This window comes from Pasteurella skyensis, from assembly GCF_013377295.1.
Classification (GTDB): Bacteria; Pseudomonadota; Gammaproteobacteria; order Enterobacterales; family Pasteurellaceae; genus Phocoenobacter; species Phocoenobacter skyensis.
Genome location: NZ_CP016180.1, coordinates 1744867 through 1760571 on the forward strand (window position 1 = coordinate 1744867; position 15705 = coordinate 1760571).

Sequence of the window (15705 nt, forward strand, 5' to 3'; positions counted from 1 at the left end):
AATGTTACCGCTTAGGTATTTTGTAAACCTACTTGATATTAAGGAAAAACTAAGGAATAACTTAATGGCGATAAATTTATTTACTTCAGAATCTGTTTCAGAAGGACACCCTGATAAAATTGCAGATCAAATCTCTGATGCAGTTTTAGATGAAATATTAAAACAAGATCCAAAAGCACGTGTAGCTTGTGAAACTTATGTAAAGACAGGTATGGCATTAGTGGGCGGTGAAATTACCACAACGGCTTGGGTCGATATTGAAAGTCTAACTCGAGAAGTGATTTGCGATATTGGGTATACTCATTCTGATATGGGCTTTGATGCCCATTCTTGTGCTGTATTAAATGCAATTGGTAAACAATCTCCTGATATTAATCAAGGTGTTGATAGAACTGATCCTTTTGAACAAGGCGCGGGGGATCAAGGCATTATGTTTGGCTATGCGACCAATGAAACTGACGTATTAATGCCAGCACCAATTACCTATGCTCACTTATTAATGCAAAAACAAGCAGAAGTACGTAAAAGTGGTAAATTAAATTGGTTACGTCCTGATGCAAAAAGCCAAATAACCTTTATTTATGAAGATAACAAAATTAAAGGCATTGATGCCGTAGTACTTTCAACTCAGCACTCAGACACCGTTTCTCAAAAAGATCTTCACGAAGGGGTAATGGAAGAAATTATCAAACCTATTTTGCCAAGTGAATGGTTAAGTAAAGATACCAAATATTTTATTAATCCAACAGGGCGTTTTGTTATTGGCGGTCCAATGGGTGACTGTGGCTTAACAGGACGTAAAATTATTGTTGATACTTACGGTGGTGCGGCTCGTCACGGTGGCGGTGCATTCTCTGGTAAAGATCCATCAAAAGTTGATCGCAGTGCTGCTTATGCCGCTCGTTATGTGGCGAAAAATATTGTAGCCGCTGGTTTAGCAGATCGTTGTGAAATTCAGCTTTCTTATGCAATAGGTGTCGCAGATCCAACCTCAATAATGGTAGAAACCTTTGGAACAGGTAAAGTAAGTAATGAAGTGTTAGTTCGCTTAGTGCGTCAGCATTTTGATTTACGTCCTTACGGCTTAATTCAAATGTTAGATCTAATTAAACCCATTTACCGTGAAACTGCCGCTTACGGACACTTTGGACGTGAGCATTTCCCTTGGGAAAAAACTGACAAAGCCGATATTTTACGTTTTGAAGCAGGATTGAAATAATTTACAAAATCAAGCGGTACGATGTTGATCGAAATTTGCAAATTTTTGATTAGATCATACCGCTATCACCTCTTAATACCACCTTATAAAAAACTAATAAATTATTCTAAAACAATAAGTTAATATGATTTTTATTTTTGTAACCTCTACTCTTTTTACATTAAAAAAACCTTACAATCCCTATTGATAAATAAAAAAACTTAAAATATTATATTTGCCAGTATCCATTCTCAAAACTAAAAATTTGTAAAAAAGTATAAATATCTAACCGCTATAATAATTATATTTGGGGTAAAAATGAAAGAAGAACTTGATATAATTGAACAAAATAATTTACCCTATAATCGAATTTTTGGAAAAGTTGTATTATTCCTACTGATCCTTTATATACTTTTCTTTTTTATTAGTATTTTTATTTTAAAGATAGATTTTTCTCAATATATTCCTTTAAGTTTTACTCCTCCATCTTTTGAACTTTTTGAGAAAGTAGCAACAGATCCATTAAGAACAAAATCAATATTAACCTATTTTATTGTAGGATATCTTTTATTCTTTCCCTTAACTTTTATATTCTATTTAATAAATAGAGATTTCTATAGAGAAAAATTTTCTTCATCTAAAGCTTTTTTACAAGGGGTTGTCGTTTATGTGTTTTCTCATACTTTAGGAATTATATATTTAATGATGGCTATGAACACAGTAGGGTATAGTACTAGAATTTATTTCAGTGGTGGTGTTATATCAATTTTTGTAATGTTTTTAGCTCTATTTTTATGCCCATTATTTTTTGCCGCATTACTTTTTGCAATTATTGAATATGTAATATTATCTATTTTCAAATTAGTGAGTTAATTATAAAAGTGAGGTTGTTTATGAAATATAAATGGTTAGTTATTATATGGTAAAAATAGAAAAAGATTCATAAGAGAGATTCAAAAAGCTCTGATGTATGCAGAGCAACTGATGTTTGTAAGATTTGGATTATAGATAGTAAATTTACAGCAGAGATATTAGATCGTAAATTGGTTGATTTTTATAATAAACCTCCAGCTTAGTCAGTTTAAACGTTTAGATATACACAATATATATTAACTTTCTTAAATCGTTAAATACTAGAAAGTATCAAGATACAATTAAAAAAACCCTTCGACAAGCTCAGGGATCAAAAGATAGCGGTTGCTGAGCCTGTCGAAGCATAAGCGTTTCTTAATAGCCTCTACTCAGTTAAAAAACTTTGCAAAAAAATATAAATATCTAACCGCTATAAATAACGAATGGAGAACAAAAGTGAAAGTATCACCAAAATGTATAATAATTCTTACTATTAGCAGTCTTTGTATTTTACCATTTTGTTTTGAGTGGATCATAGCAGAAATTACAACTCCTATTAGGTGTGCAATGTTAGGAGATAAAGGAGTAGAAATTTATCTTTCTAAAGAACAATGGCGGTCAAGTAGACCAGATCTAGATTTTTCAAAAATCACATTAAAAGAAATTAATGACTCTTGGTATTCTCCAACAGAGGAAGACTTTAATAGTAGTGGTAATCAAATCAAAGGTTATCTTAAATATATAATGTTTAGAGGATCTAAATATCGGTTATTGCGTTTTAATCCTAAAATTTCTTTGGCTAAATATGTAAATACAGATAATGCAAATAATTTATTTAATGAAAGTTATTGGCTATATTATGATACTAAAACCGATATAGTCATACTTCATTCTACCTATATTACGGGGCGTTATAAAACATACATAGGATTAGGATTTAATGATGTTGAATGTAAAAATGATGGTAGTAATTTATTGTTAATAAATAAAGTGTTAACAAGCTATTTTAAATAGTTTATAACTGAATAGAAGTATTCTCTATGAGTAATGATACATTTCTCATCCGTAAAAACCTTGCAAAAAAGTATAAATATCGTACCGCTATAATTAAACAATACATTTTATCAGATAAAGATTAATAAATTGGAGCTTTGGTAAAAAATGAAAAGTAAAAGAAAATTATGCAATTTACTTTTAAAAGTATTGCTCGCTATTCCTATATTATTATCAATTCTGTATTGGATTGCTATTAACTTACCTCGAGAAGTTCCTAAAGATAGAATATTTAATCCTACTAAAATAGGCGATGTTTTTACTTTTGATGTTAAAGTTAAAAAGAAATCTCATTATCAACATACTTTAGCTTTAGATGTATATTTAAATGAGTATTATGCTACAAAAAGGACGGGCTCTACTGCAAAAGGAGATGATGAAAAATTGCGTAGTTATTTTTTAGAGTATGGTTCTTATCGTCGAGCTCCATTAGATATAAAACTAGATATCCTTATAATAAATAAACAAACAAGTAAAATTATTGTTAATAAAGTAATTAAGAACCCAGAAAGCAATGTCGCAGGTTTTGGTAGAACTGTGAGTTTAATATCTGAATATTTTGAACCAGGTGAATATACTATAAAAGTACAGTATTTAGGAGGTTCTCCTAAACTTAAAGAACTTTTTATGAATTTTTATTTTTATATACCTTATCATGGAAAGTAGAAGTTATGAAATAAATCTGCCAACTTGCAAAAAAGTATAAATATCGTACCGCTATAATTCCCCAACATTACCTTCTATAACTAAACGGTGGTTTTGCAAACCAAATAATTACGGTTAATCCTAAGAAAATAACCGCAGATAACCAAAAGACTTCATTGGCGGCAATAATTAATCCTTGTTTAGTAATTTCCCTTGAAAGTTGCCCTGAGGCGGCTGTTTCATTAAGCCCAATTTCAGCCATTTGTTGATAGTATTGCTGTGCATTTGGGGTGTAGGGTGTGATTGCTTCAACAAAACGTTCGTGATGTAGGGCTTCTCGGTTATACCACATTGTGATATTGATAGAGGTTCCTATTGAGCCTGCTAGCGTTCTCAGAAAATTAAATAAACTGGTGGCAGAGGCTATTTTTTCAGCGGGTAAGCCTGAAAGGGTGATGGTGGTGAGTGAGATAAAAAAGCAGGCTACGGCTAAACCTTGTACAAATTGAGGAAATGCCACATTGCTGAAATCCATTTCAGGTTGAAAGGTTAAGGCTCGCCAGCCAAATGTAAAAGAGTACATAATAAAGCTAAATGTCACCAAGTAGCGAATATCAATTTTATAACCAAATTTTCCAATAATTGGGGTGACTAAAATAGGTAATAGTCCAATTGGAGAGGCGGCAAGACCTGCCCAAGTGGCGGAGTAGCCATAGACGGTTTGCAGTAAAATGGGCATAAGTACCACTGAGCCAATATAGAGCAAATACGCCATACAGGTGGTTAAACAGCCGATGGTGAAATTACGTGAGCGAAATAGGGTAATATCAATAATTGGATTGCTTTCGGTAAATTCCCAAATTGCAAAAATAATAAAGAATGTAACCGCTAGAACGGCTAATAAAATAATTAAATTTGAATTAAACCAATCTTGTTCTCTGCCTTGATCTAACATTAACTGAAAACAACTAACACCCAACACTAATAACACCAAACCAATGGTATCTAGTGGTTGCTGAACAATTTTGGTTTCCCTATTCGCAAGCAGTGTTTTTGAGGTCAAAACAACAAAAATACCAATAGGAACATTGATAAAGAAAATCCAACCCCAGTGAAAATTATCACTAATCCAACCACCTAAAATAGGACCTAAAACAGGGGCAATCACTAAAATCATAGACCAAAACGCCAATGCCATTGATTTTTTTTCAGGGGGATAATTATTAAGTAATAAACTTTGAGAAAGTGGAATTAATGGACCTGAAACCAGCCCTTGAAAAACACGAAAAACTAATAGCATTTCTAAGCTGTTTGACATTCCGCATAACCAAGAGGCAAGGGTAAAAAGTGACACCGAAATTAAAAATAATTTCACTTCCCCCACTCGTTTTGCAAGCCAACCTGTAATCGGAATAGAAATAGCATTTGAGACCCCAAAAGAGGTGATGATCCACGTGCCTTGTGAACTTGAAGAACCCAAATCACCCACAATAGTGGGAATAGCCACATTAGCAATAGTAGAATCTAACACCTGCATAAAAGTGGCAAACCCTAATGCAAAGGTGAGGATAACTAATGTTACGCCTTTTAGCATACTAGTGTTCATTTATATTCTGTTTAATAATATGTGAAATACGTTGTTCAATTTCAGATTGCTCGTATTCAAGTGCATCTGTTGTATAAAGAGGTGTTGAACGTTTTTGTTGCAATAATACGTCCCCATCTTTGTTTGTTACCTCTATTTTTACGCTGGCAGATAAGCCCATTCTCAGAGGATATTTTTCTAACTGTTTTGGATCTAATTCAATTCTTACAGGCACTCGCTGGGTGATTTTAATCCAGTTTCCAGTGGCATTTTGAGCGGGCAATAGAGAAAAAGCACTGCCAGTACCAAGTGCAATACCTGTGACTTTTCCGTCAAACTTAACATCATCACCATACATATCAACAGTGATTTTAACTGGCTGTCCAATTCGTATATTTTTTAATTGTGTTTCTTTAAAATTTGCATCAATCCAAAATTGATATGGCGGAATAATTGCCATTAATGGCGAGTTTGTTCCCACACTTGCTCCAAGTTGTACATTGCGTTTTGCAACATATCCTTCCACAGGGCTTAGAATTTGAGTACGTTTTAATTTTAACCACGCCTGTTTAACAGAAGCGATAGCATTTTGAATAGTTGGCTGTTCGATTAAAGGCATTTGTTGTAACAAGGCTTTGCTTGAGGCTAGTTGTAGTTTGGCAAGTTGTAAATTCGCATACGCCATTGTCATTTTATCTTTAGCGTGTTGTACGCTTTCTTGATCGATAGAATGGGTTTTGGCTAATTTTTGGCGACGAGCCAAATCACTTTTAGCTTGAGCAAGGGCGATTTGTTTGCCTTTCACCGTTTCTTGTAATTGTTTTACACTGTAGTTGAGTTGCTGAATATTGCGTACTGCACTTGCCAATGCAGTTTCTGCCTGTTTTAACGCCAGTTCTTTATCACTGTTATCCAATACCACTAAAACATCACCTTTGTGTACAAAATCCATATTTTCAACATTAATTTGTACTACATTACCTGCGACTTTAGGGGTGATCATCACTTGATTACCGACTACATAAGCGTCATCAGTGGTTTCATAGCCTTTAAAAAGGAACAACCAACATATTGAAACAATAACGATGATAATAAACAATAGCCCAAAGAACAGACTAAATGTTTTTGTTCTTTGCTTTTTCTTTGATAAATCTGATCCTGTTTCTGACATCTTTTTTATCCTTACTCTTTTGCTTGATTTTCAATATGCATAGCCAATTTTTGCAAAATTTTCATTAAATCTGACCGCTCTTGTTCATTTAAAATAGAAAATGTTTCACTGATCAGTTTCCATTGATTAGGTAAAAAATCCGCCATAAATTGATTACCTAACTCTGTTAATTTTAGTGAGAAAGCGCGGCGATCTTCTTTTATCAATTGACGAAATAGCCAATCTTTTTTCTCCAACTCATCTGAAATACGAGTAATATTGGTTCGAGAAGAACCTAATATTGCACTTAATTTAGAGGGCTGAATTTCCTGATTGGGTTGGTAATAAATAATGACCAGTGCTAAAAATTGCGTATGGTTTAAACCAAATTCTTTTAATAAACGATTACGATTATCCAAAAAAAGTTGATTGGTATGTAGCATTAATCGAGATAGCACAATTTCATCAACGGGTGCATATTTATTACTTTCATTGATCATCGTTCGCATATTTTGTAGTTGTTTATCAAATTTATTATTCAAAATATAAATCCTGTTGGTCATAATTTAGTTACTCATTATATAATAACTTGCGTTACTATCAATGGAGTAATTATAAAATTTTACAAAAAATAGACAAAATCATACCGCTTGTTTTCTTCTTAAAATATTATTTACATTATATTTAACTATTAAATCAATAATCAAAACCTATCAAAAATGTCTTTTTAAGGATAACCTTTATTCGTTTGAAGCCTTTTATTTCCTATCTTTATGCTTTATATATCAACATATACTAATGCGAATAGATTGCATTTATTGTAATAAATCAAAGGGTTAGGTAATAATGGTTCTTATTTGATTATCAACAATGTGGATGTTATTGAGAATTTGGTTTACAATGTATTCAATGTTACAACCTATTGAATAGAACAAATGGAGAAACCAAAATGTTAAAACAATCAATTATCAACAAATTAAACGAGCAAATAAATTTAGAATTTGCATCTTCAAATATTTACTTACAAATGAGTTCGTGGTGTGCTTATCACGGATATGAAGGAGCGGCTGAATTTTTATTACGTCATGCGGATGAAGAACTTGAGCATATGCAAAAACTTTTTGATTATGTGAGCGAAACGGGTGGTTTACCATTGCTAGGTACAATTGAAGCACCTCGTACCGAGTTTGAATCATTACAACAAATCTTTGAAATTACGTTAGAACACGAAAAATTTGTTACGAGTAAAATTAATGAATTAGTCGAGGTGACTTTTGATAGTAAAGATAATTCTGCATTCAATTTCTTACAGTGGTATGTAAGTGAGCAGCACGAAGAAGAAACTTTATTCAATGGTATTGTCGATAAATTTAATATGATTGGTGGTGATAAATTAGGTCTTTACTTAATTGATCGTGAATTAGCAACACTCGGTGCAAACCATTAATCCATTTACAAAGAGGAAAAAAATATGTTATCAAATAAAATTATTACAATGTTAAATGAACAGTTAAACTTGGAGCTTTATTCATCAAATTTATATCTTCAGATGAGTGCGTGGTGTACAAATAAAGGTTATGAGGGTGCGGCTATTTTCTTACGTGAACACGCAACAGAAGAAATGGTACATATGAGAAAGCTATTTACTTACTTGAATGAAACAGGGGCATATACGACCATTGCTGAAATTGAAGCACCTAAATCAGAATTTTCATCATTGAAAGAAGTATTAGAACTTACTTTTGAACACGAAAAACTAATTACTAAAAAAATCAACGAATTAGTAGAGATTACCTTAGCAGAAAAAGATTTTGCATCATTTAACTTCTTGCAATGGTATGTGAGCGAACAGCACGAAGAAGAAACCTTATTTGGCGGTATTTTAGATAAATTGAATTTATTAGGTCAAGACAGTAAAGGTCTATATTACATTGATAAAGAATTAGCAAAATTAGTTACAGCATAATTATTATTTAATTGACACGAGAGAGACAGAATATATTCTGTCTCTCTTTCTTTTTTGTTGAATTAAATATCCACGTCATCAAAAAGAGGTGTACTTAAATAACGCTCAGAAGCAGAAGGAAGAATAGCAACTATTATCTTATCCTTAAATTCGGGTAGTTTTGCTAAACGCTCCGCTACAGCAACCGCTGCACCTGATGAAATACCTACCAATAGACCTTCCTTTGCCATTAATTGACGCGCAGTTTCAATCGCAGTTTCACTGTCTACTTGCTCCACTCGATCAATGAATGTTAAATCTAAATTTTTAGGAATAAACCCTGCACCAATGCCTTGAATTTTATGCGGAGCAGGTTTAATTTCTTGATGATTTAAAGTTTGTGTAATGACTGGGGATTCTTTTGGCTCAACAGCAACACTTATAATCTGTTTGTGTTTATCTTGTTTGAAATAACGAGAAATGCCAGTAATTGTGCCACCTGTTCCTACGCCAGCTACAATCACATCAACATTGCCTTGTGTGGCATCCCAAATTTCAGGGGCGGTTGTTTTTTGGTGAATATCGGGGTTAGCAGGATTATCAAATTGTCTTAACATTACATAATGTGCAGGATTGCGAGCTAAAATTTCTTCCGCTTTTGTTATTGCCCCTTTCATTCCTGTTGAACCATCAGTTAAGATTAAATTTACTCCCAACCCTCGTAATAATCGTTTACGCTCAAGACTCATTGTTTCGGGCATTGTTAACGTTAATTTATACCCTCTTGCTGCGGCAACATAAGCCAGTGCAATACCTGTATTCCCACTGGTTGCATCAATAATTTCTTTATCTGAAGTTAATATACCGTCTTTTTCAGCCTGCCATACCATATTTGCTCCAATACGACATTTCACACTAAAACTCGGATTTCGTGACTCAACCTTAACCAGTATATTGCCATTATAACCAAAGTGCTTTAAACGAATTAAAGGGGTATTGCCGATGGTGAGTGAATTATCATCATAAATTTTCATTATTAACTCCATTGTATAAGTAAGTTAAATATAGAATAGGACTATCATATATGATTATTATCGCTCCCTGAGCTTGTCGAAGGGGCTGTCGTTTAATACGCACTTATGCTTCGACAAGCTCAGCAACCGTGCTTCAATAAACATTTTTTTAATTTAATCGACTATATAACATACTCTAAATAATAACGACTTTTCAGAATACTGGATAGCAAAAATTTTTTATATGAAATAAGAAAAGGATATAAAAAAACCTAAAAACAATAATACTGTCTTTAGGCTTAATTATTTTTAATAATTAGTTGTAATTATTTTACTAAAGCTTTTAATGCTTTACCTGCTGTAAATGCTGGTACATTAGCTGCTGCAATTTGGATTGCTTCTTTAGTTTTAGGATTACGACCGGTGCGTGCTTTACGATGATTTACTTTAAAAGTACCAAAACCAATAAGTTGTACTGGCTCACCTTTTTTTAGGCTACCAGAAATAGCATCTAAAGTTGCTTCTAAGGCTGCTTTAGCTTGTTTTTTATTTAAATCTGAACCTTTAGCGATAGCATCGATCAATTCACTTTTATTCATTTGTGTATCCTCTTCAATGTATTTTAAAATGAAATCTGAGTCTCTCAAGATAAGAGATAATATTTTCTGCATAAATGCAGTGCTTAGGATAATAGAAACGAAGAAATAAGCAAAGCAAATAATGCTAAAAATGTGATAAATATCGTGTTTACTGGTTATATTTTAACCCAATATTGCTAATTCCACTGCTTCGAAGCTGATTCTTCAGGCTCAGTATCAATGCGACATCATGTTTTTCACACTGATTTAACTCACGATAGATCCACCATTGCACATCTAATTCTTCTTCAATCTCAGGTGAATTTTTTAATTCTTGCTCATTTAATTCTCGATCCTCTTGCATCTCTAAATACATCACAACAGTAGAAAGAGAGATTTGGCTTACCATAATAGACTGCTCAAGATATTCCCCACCAATAAGACTATGTAGCATTTCTGCAACCGCTCTACACGCATCTTCCGCTGGAAAGACACCATAAAACTCAAATTCATTAGGATCAGGAATAATCTCTTCTAACTTTTCCAGTTGATTTTCAAAATTAATTTTTGCACTTTTGATTGTTAGATGCTCCCAAACTAAATTTAAAATATTTTGCAAAATCTTCGCATCATCTGACCGCTTACTCACCTCACAAAATAGTTGGAAATTAGGTAACATCCGCTCACAAATACAGAGCATAAACACTAAATACTGCCACGTTTCAAAACGTTCAATACGTTTATGAATAGGGTTTCTCATTGTTTTTCCTTGTTGCTGATAAATCGTTATTTAGTATCTTGTGCATCTAAAAATCTTTCTGCATCAAGCGCTGCCATACAGCCCGTTCCAGCAGAAGTAATGGCTTGACGATATTGATGATCCATTACATCACCCGCAGCAAAAACCCCTTCTACACTGGTTGCTGTCGCATTACCATTTAAACCTGAGTTTACAATAATATACCCATTATTTAACGTTAATTGATCTTCAAATATTTGTGTATTTGGCGTATGACCAATTGCAATAAAAACACCATCAACGGTTAATTCTTCTTGTAAACGCTCTTTAGTCGATTGAATTTTTACACCTGTTACCCCCATATCATCGCCTAACACTTCTTCAAGGGTACGATCCGTATGTAAAATAATTTTACCCTCTTCAACACGTTTCATTAAACGATCCACTAAAATTTTCTCACTGCGAAAACTATCACGGCGATGAATTAAATGTACCTCAGAAGCAAGGTTAGATAAATATAGTGCTTCTTCTACAGCCGCATTACCACCACCTACAACGGCAACAGGTTTACCACGATAGAAAAAACCATCACAGGTTGCACAAGCAGACACACCACGCCCTTTAAAAGCTTCCTCTGACTCTAAACCTAAATATTTTGCTGATGCTCCTGTCGCAATAATAAGAGCATCACAAGTGAAAGTATGAGAATCCCCTTGTAAAGTAAAAGGTCGTTTTGATAAATCAACAGTATGAATATAATCAAACACCACTTCGGTATTAAATTTTTCAGCGTGTGAAAGCATTTTATTCATTAACTCTGTACCAGTAATCTGCTCAAACTCCCCTGGCCAGTTTTCTATTTCATCTGTAGTGGTAAGCTGTCCACCTTGTTGTAAACCTGTCACTAACACAGGGTTTAAATTTGCACGTGCTGCATAAATAGCAGCAGTATAGCCAGCTGGCCCAGATCCTAAAATTAATAATTTACAATGTTTTGTTGTCATATTTTTTTCCCTATTTTAAGCGGTCACATTTTTATAAAAATTTGCAAAAATCAACCCACTTATTTTATTTAATGTAATTGTTTTTTATCCGTATGTTTTACCGATAAAACAAAATGGTTATATAAAAAGAGTGAAACTACTCTTAAATACTCAATTATTTCCTCTGTTGCCTCTAACAATTCTGTAGGATTATCCTGTTCATCATAACCTAATTTAGAAATTTCATTAAGATCATCAATGGCTTCTCCCACTTCATTAATTTCTTTTTGAAGCTGTGGTTGCGCTAATCCTAATCCTAACAGAAAATGCCCTGTCCACTCTGCAATACTGTCTGCGATTGCAAATACATCCTTTTTATCAGAAGGTAACCACAATGAAAAAAAGGTATCAGAGTGCTTAAATCCTTGCGTTAATTGTGCATAAACTTCCACTAATTTTTGCAACGGAATTTGTGAGAAGCTATGCCCATCATTCGTCATCTGATAAGTAAGTGTTTTCCAAGACTCATCTTGAATACCACCCACGACCAATCCACTTAAAAAACCGTGAAACTCTGCAACACTGTAATCAATTTGTAATTCACTGATTAATTGTTTAAACTCTTTTAATTGTACAATTGCCATATCATATAATTTATTATTTACTCAAAGAATGGCATAATAGCAAAAAATTTGGAATTAAGTGAGGGCTTATGCCAAAGAATAATATTGAAATTCAAATTTTAGGGCAAATAATCCGATTATATTGCCCAGAAGATCAACAAGATGCGTTATTAAAATCAGCGTCACTATTAGAAGATAGAGTCTCTTCATTAAAGGATCAATCTAAAATTCTGCAACTTGAAAAAGTGTTAACCATTATTGCATTAAATCTTCAATTTGAATTAGACCAAGAAAAACAAAAAAATGAAGAGAGTCAAAAAACACTTGCTTTATGTGTAGAAAAATTAGACGCTTCGTTGGAAAAATTAAAAACACCACTCAAATCTAGATTAAATATTGAGTAAAATGTCTAAAAACTGATAATTTAATCCAATAAAGACTAGGAATATTATTCAAATTCCGTTAGTATCTTACTTATGCCTGAGGTGTACGCGCGCTAGTTACGTCCCTGAGCCGATATCTAAAACTCTTTGAGTCCAGTTTTCGCTGTTGGTGTGCAAGCTCGTTCATTCGAGAAGCCTAAAGATGGTTATACAGACTCCCTTGAACCGTATGGTTCAGGACTACTCTAGTAACGGCACTTCGGGTTCTTTCTTTTTCTTCCCCCCCCCAAATTTTCACTTAACCATATCATTTATCTAACTATTTTATAAAAAAAGACTATCTCCCCATTCCATTTTTCTTTATTTTTCGCTATCCTAAAGGTTTAACATTTTATTAATGTAAAAAATTTTAATACACAACATTCTATTTCAAACTTAACTTATTTACAGGGAGAATAAAAAATTTATGAGTAATTCAATATCATCCAAATTACTTGGTGGCAACCTAGTATTGCGCATTGCTATTGGTCTGGTGTTAGGTGTACTTTTAGCCATTATCAGTCCATCTTTAGCAACAGATGTCGGTGTTTTAGGTCAATTCTTTGTACGCTCATTAAGATCTATCGCGCCAATCCTAGTATTTGTATTAGTCCTTTCTGCTATTGCAAATAAAAATATAGGTTCAGATAGCCATTTAAAACCCGTTATCGTACTTTACTTATTAGGAACTTTTTTAGCATCATTAACTGCTGTAACATTAAGTTTCCTATTTCCAACTCAACTAGAGTTAGTGGCAAGTCCAAGTAACCTAGCGCCACCAGAAGGTGTAGGCGAAATTCTAAAAACCTTGATCTTTAATGTGGTTGATAACCCATTTAATGCTTTAACCAGTGGTAATTTCATCGGTATTTTAGCTTGGGCTATCGGATTAGGTATTCCACTACGCCACGCTTCACAAAGCACTAAAACATTCTTAGTTGATTTATCAGAAGCTGTATCATTTGTGGTTCGTGTTGTTATTGCATTAGCGCCAATTGGTATCTTTGGTTTAGTAGCAGACACTATCGCAACGAATGGTGCAGATGCATTCCTTGGTTACATTCAATTATTAGCCGTATTACTTGGCGCAATGGGTATTGTTGCTTTTGCTTTAAACCCATTATTAGTATTTTGGAAAATTCGCCGTAATCCATATCCATTAGTCTTCACTTGTTTACGTGAAAGTGGTATTACCGCTTTCTTTACTCGTAGTTCAGCCGCTAATATTCCAGTAAATATGGGACTTGCAAAACGTTTAGGCGTAAAAGAAAGTATTTATTCAGTCTCTATTCCACTTGGTGCAACTATTAATATGGCTGGTGCTGCAATCACAGTAACAGTATTGACTTTAGCAGCAGCTTATACACAAGGCATTACACCAGATTTTAGTACTGCCTTACTACTCAGCCTTGTTGCTTCTGTTTGTGCTTGTGGTGCTTCAGGTGTTGCAGGAGGATCATTATTACTTATCCCTCTCGCGTGTAGCTTATTTGATATTCCAGCTGATATTTCAGCACAAGTGATTGGTGTAGGCTTTATCATTGGTGTGATTCAAGATTCTGCTGAAACCGCTCTTAATTCATCAACAGATGTACTCTTCACTACAGCCGTAAGTATGGCAGAAGACGATAAAGCGTAAAAAAACTTAAAAATCCAAACACAGTGTATTACAAATTATACAAGGTGTTTGGATTTTATTTTTTATCTCTTTGATAATATAGTAAATTAAATATAGAATAAGATGATTATTCTCGCTCCCTGAGCCTGTCGAAGGGGCTATCGTTTAAGATGCACTTATGCTTCAACAAGCTCAGCAACCGTGCTTCAATAAACATTTAGTTCTCATTTCAATTTAATTTACTATAATAGAAAAAACGATTCAAGATGTAGTGATTACAACTTAATATTTTAACACTCGCTCTAATAATTGAATGCCTAAAAATGCCACACTAAAACGTTGTTCATCGTTGACACTCCAAAATTGAATGGCATTTTCATCTTTACTAATTAATTGACTGATTTGAAGTGTATTGATCTCTTCATCTTCACCATTTTTTACTGGTGTAATAACAGCATCTTCATTAAAAGTAAGCCAAGATTGTTGTTTCCACTGCTCGCTTAATTCGACTGCATCAAGTGGAAATTCAGATTGTACCGTAACCATTTGTGATGCACCATAAAATAATGGTACTTGAACACTATGAAAAGTGGTACAAGCGGTAAGATTTGGCATAATTTTTGCAAGTTGTAATACAAAAGCTTTAGAAAAAGGTAACATTGCCTCATCATCTTGCACATTACTTGGTACCGTATCAAAAGCCACTCGTGACATATCACTATCTAACGGAACACCATTTAATAATTGAGCCGTTTGTCCTGCTAATTGTTGTACTTTTTTCTCACCAAAATATGCACTTGAAAGTAGCGAAGTCACAAAAACCTGTTGAATCGGCTGATCCCTTAATGGTTTTAAGGCTAAAGCCAACTGGCTAATTTGAGGATTCGCTAATGCCACAATATTACGCTCACGTAAATTAACTAAATCTTCATCATTCACGCTAGGCACAATAACAGGCACATCGCTAATTAACGCCGTTAAACCATATAAATCCAGCACCACACAACCCGCTTGCGCCATTTCAGCTAACAGTTCGGCATTATTTGGCTTACCTGCAAAAAGGACATAACTAAACTGCGACCAATTTACTTCCGCTAATTTAAGCTGTTCAAGGCTGGAATGATGAAAACGTAGCGCCTGCTCTTCATTAAATGGTTCTAACTCAACGGCACAAACTTTATCAAAACTAAGGCTAGTTTTTTCTAGTGACTCCAATAATTTTTCAGCGGTGTGAAAATCACTGACAATCGCTAATTGAATATCTGACATTATACTTCTCTTTAAAATAATTAGGTTTCATA

General features: G+C 33.7%; 17 protein-coding genes and 1 other RNA gene. 9 read left to right on the top strand and 9 right to left on the bottom strand.

Translation table 11 applies throughout. From position 1 onward, the window contains the following. Window positions 1-64: 64 nt before the first annotated feature. The 4 genes from metK to A6B44_RS08295 all read left to right on the top strand — a co-directional run bounded on the left by metK (window position 65) and on the right by A6B44_RS08295 (window position 3769). Window positions 65-1219 carry a methionine adenosyltransferase gene (gene metK / locus A6B44_RS08280; protein ID WP_090920312.1) on the top strand — a complete coding sequence of 385 codons (1155 nt, stop codon included), beginning with the start codon at window positions 65-67 and terminating at the stop codon, window positions 1217-1219. Between the two features lie 297 nt (window positions 1220-1516). Next, window positions 1517-2071 carry a hypothetical protein gene (locus A6B44_RS08285; protein ID WP_090920315.1) on the top strand — a complete coding sequence of 185 codons (555 nt, stop codon included), beginning with the start codon at window positions 1517-1519 and terminating at the stop codon, window positions 2069-2071. A gap of 435 nt (window positions 2072-2506) precedes the next feature. Next, window positions 2507-3064, top strand: coding sequence for a hypothetical protein (locus A6B44_RS08290; protein WP_143054806.1), 558 nt, complete (start codon window positions 2507-2509; stop codon window positions 3062-3064). A 147-nt stretch (window positions 3065-3211) separates the two neighbouring features. Further along, entirely contained in the window at window positions 3212-3769 is a 558-nt protein-coding gene (locus A6B44_RS08295) for a DUF5625 family protein (protein ID WP_090920320.1), read from the top strand. Window positions 3770-3836: 67 nt separating this feature from the next. Here the strand turns inward: A6B44_RS08295 and A6B44_RS08300 are convergent, their stop codons facing one another. The 3 genes from A6B44_RS08300 to A6B44_RS08310 are packed head-to-tail and all read right to left on the bottom strand — an operon-like array spanning window position 3837 to window position 7025. Next, window positions 3837-5354, bottom strand: a complete 1518-nt coding sequence (locus tag A6B44_RS08300; protein ID WP_090920323.1) for a DHA2 family efflux MFS transporter permease subunit — start codon at window positions 5352-5354, stop codon at window positions 3837-3839. Then, on the bottom strand, window positions 5344-6504 hold the full coding sequence (locus tag A6B44_RS08305; protein ID WP_090920326.1) for an EmrA/EmrK family multidrug efflux transporter periplasmic adaptor subunit: 1161 nt from the start codon (window positions 6502-6504) through the stop codon (window positions 5344-5346). Before A6B44_RS08305 ends, A6B44_RS08300 begins: the two co-directional genes overlap by 11 nt. A gap of 11 nt (window positions 6505-6515) precedes the next feature. Beyond that, window positions 6516-7025 (bottom strand): MarR family transcriptional regulator, encoded by a 510-nt coding sequence (locus A6B44_RS08310; protein WP_176673499.1) that lies wholly within the window; start codon window positions 7023-7025, stop codon window positions 6516-6518. 407 nt (window positions 7026-7432) lie between these two features. Between A6B44_RS08310 and ftnA (A6B44_RS08315) the strand changes: the two genes are divergently transcribed. Both ftnA (A6B44_RS08315) and ftnA (A6B44_RS08320) read left to right on the top strand, forming a co-directional pair. Then, complete coding sequence (ftnA, locus tag A6B44_RS08315; protein ID WP_090920331.1) at window positions 7433-7930, top strand: non-heme ferritin; 498 nt, start codon at window positions 7433-7435, stop codon at window positions 7928-7930. A 24-nt stretch (window positions 7931-7954) separates the two neighbouring features. Further along, a complete protein-coding gene (ftnA, locus tag A6B44_RS08320) occupies window positions 7955-8449 on the top strand; it encodes a non-heme ferritin (protein ID WP_090920334.1) in 495 nt (164 codons plus the stop codon). A 62-nt stretch (window positions 8450-8511) separates the two neighbouring features. Here ftnA (A6B44_RS08320) and cysK read toward each other — a convergent pair whose 3' ends face one another. From cysK to A6B44_RS08345, 5 genes are all read right to left on the bottom strand, one after another. Next, entirely contained in the window at window positions 8512-9462 is a 951-nt protein-coding gene (gene cysK / locus A6B44_RS08325) for a cysteine synthase A (RefSeq protein WP_090920337.1), read from the bottom strand. Window positions 9463-9767: 305 nt separating this feature from the next. Further along, entirely contained in the window at window positions 9768-10040 is a 273-nt protein-coding gene (locus A6B44_RS08330) for an HU family DNA-binding protein (protein WP_090920340.1), read from the bottom strand. A gap of 148 nt (window positions 10041-10188) precedes the next feature. Further along, on the bottom strand, window positions 10189-10779 hold the full coding sequence (locus tag A6B44_RS08335) for a YjaG family protein (protein ID WP_090920344.1): 591 nt from the start codon (window positions 10777-10779) through the stop codon (window positions 10189-10191). 26 nt (window positions 10780-10805) lie between these two features. Further along, entirely contained in the window at window positions 10806-11762 is a 957-nt protein-coding gene (trxB, locus tag A6B44_RS08340) for a thioredoxin-disulfide reductase (RefSeq protein ID WP_090920347.1), read from the bottom strand. A gap of 68 nt (window positions 11763-11830) precedes the next feature. After that, window positions 11831-12385 carry a UPF0149 family protein gene (locus A6B44_RS08345; RefSeq protein WP_090920349.1) on the bottom strand — a complete coding sequence of 185 codons (555 nt, stop codon included), beginning with the start codon at window positions 12383-12385 and terminating at the stop codon, window positions 11831-11833. 68 nt (window positions 12386-12453) lie between these two features. Between A6B44_RS08345 and A6B44_RS08350 the strand changes: the two genes are divergently transcribed. From A6B44_RS08350 to sstT, 3 genes are all read left to right on the top strand, one after another. Next, window positions 12454-12768 carry a cell division protein ZapA gene (locus A6B44_RS08350; RefSeq protein WP_090920352.1) on the top strand — a complete coding sequence of 105 codons (315 nt, stop codon included), beginning with the start codon at window positions 12454-12456 and terminating at the stop codon, window positions 12766-12768. A 70-nt stretch (window positions 12769-12838) separates the two neighbouring features. Beyond that, a non-coding RNA gene (gene ssrS / locus A6B44_RS08355) (6S RNA) lies at window positions 12839-13017 on the top strand. Window positions 13018-13213: 196 nt separating this feature from the next. Beyond that, window positions 13214-14425 (top strand): serine/threonine transporter SstT, encoded by a 1212-nt coding sequence (sstT, locus tag A6B44_RS08360; RefSeq protein WP_090920355.1) that lies wholly within the window; start codon window positions 13214-13216, stop codon window positions 14423-14425. Between the two features lie 261 nt (window positions 14426-14686). Here sstT and A6B44_RS08365 read toward each other — a convergent pair whose 3' ends face one another. Beyond that, entirely contained in the window at window positions 14687-15673 is a 987-nt protein-coding gene (locus A6B44_RS08365; protein WP_090920358.1) for an oxidoreductase, read from the bottom strand. Between the last annotated feature and the right edge of the window lie 32 nt (window positions 15674-15705).

Coding starts and splice junctions, on each gene's coding strand:
- ftnA (WP_090920331.1), top strand. CDS start 7,433: ATGTTAAAACAATCAATTATCAACAAATTAAACGAGCAAATAAATTTA.
- A6B44_RS08285 (WP_090920315.1), top strand. CDS start 1,517: ATGAAAGAAGAACTTGATATAATTGAACAAAATAATTTACCCTATAAT.
- sstT (WP_090920355.1), top strand. CDS start 13,214: ATGAGTAATTCAATATCATCCAAATTACTTGGTGGCAACCTAGTATTG.
- A6B44_RS08305 (WP_090920326.1), bottom strand. CDS start 6,504: ATGTCAGAAACAGGATCAGATTTATCAAAGAAAAAGCAAAGAACAAAA.
- A6B44_RS08345 (WP_090920349.1), bottom strand. CDS start 12,385: ATGGCAATTGTACAATTAAAAGAGTTTAAACAATTAATCAGTGAATTA.
- A6B44_RS08300 (WP_090920323.1), bottom strand. CDS start 5,354: ATGAACACTAGTATGCTAAAAGGCGTAACATTAGTTATCCTCACCTTT.
- A6B44_RS08295 (WP_090920320.1), top strand. CDS start 3,212: ATGAAAAGTAAAAGAAAATTATGCAATTTACTTTTAAAAGTATTGCTC.
- A6B44_RS08365 (WP_090920358.1), bottom strand. CDS start 15,673: ATGTCAGATATTCAATTAGCGATTGTCAGTGATTTTCACACCGCTGAA.
- trxB (WP_090920347.1), bottom strand. CDS start 11,762: ATGACAACAAAACATTGTAAATTATTAATTTTAGGATCTGGGCCAGCT.
- A6B44_RS08335 (WP_090920344.1), bottom strand. CDS start 10,779: ATGAGAAACCCTATTCATAAACGTATTGAACGTTTTGAAACGTGGCAG.
- metK (WP_090920312.1), top strand. CDS start 65: ATGGCGATAAATTTATTTACTTCAGAATCTGTTTCAGAAGGACACCCT.
- A6B44_RS08350 (WP_090920352.1), top strand. CDS start 12,454: ATGCCAAAGAATAATATTGAAATTCAAATTTTAGGGCAAATAATCCGA.
- A6B44_RS08330 (WP_090920340.1), bottom strand. CDS start 10,040: ATGAATAAAAGTGAATTGATCGATGCTATCGCTAAAGGTTCAGATTTA.
- ftnA (WP_090920334.1), top strand. CDS start 7,955: ATGTTATCAAATAAAATTATTACAATGTTAAATGAACAGTTAAACTTG.
- cysK (WP_090920337.1), bottom strand. CDS start 9,462: ATGAAAATTTATGATGATAATTCACTCACCATCGGCAATACCCCTTTA.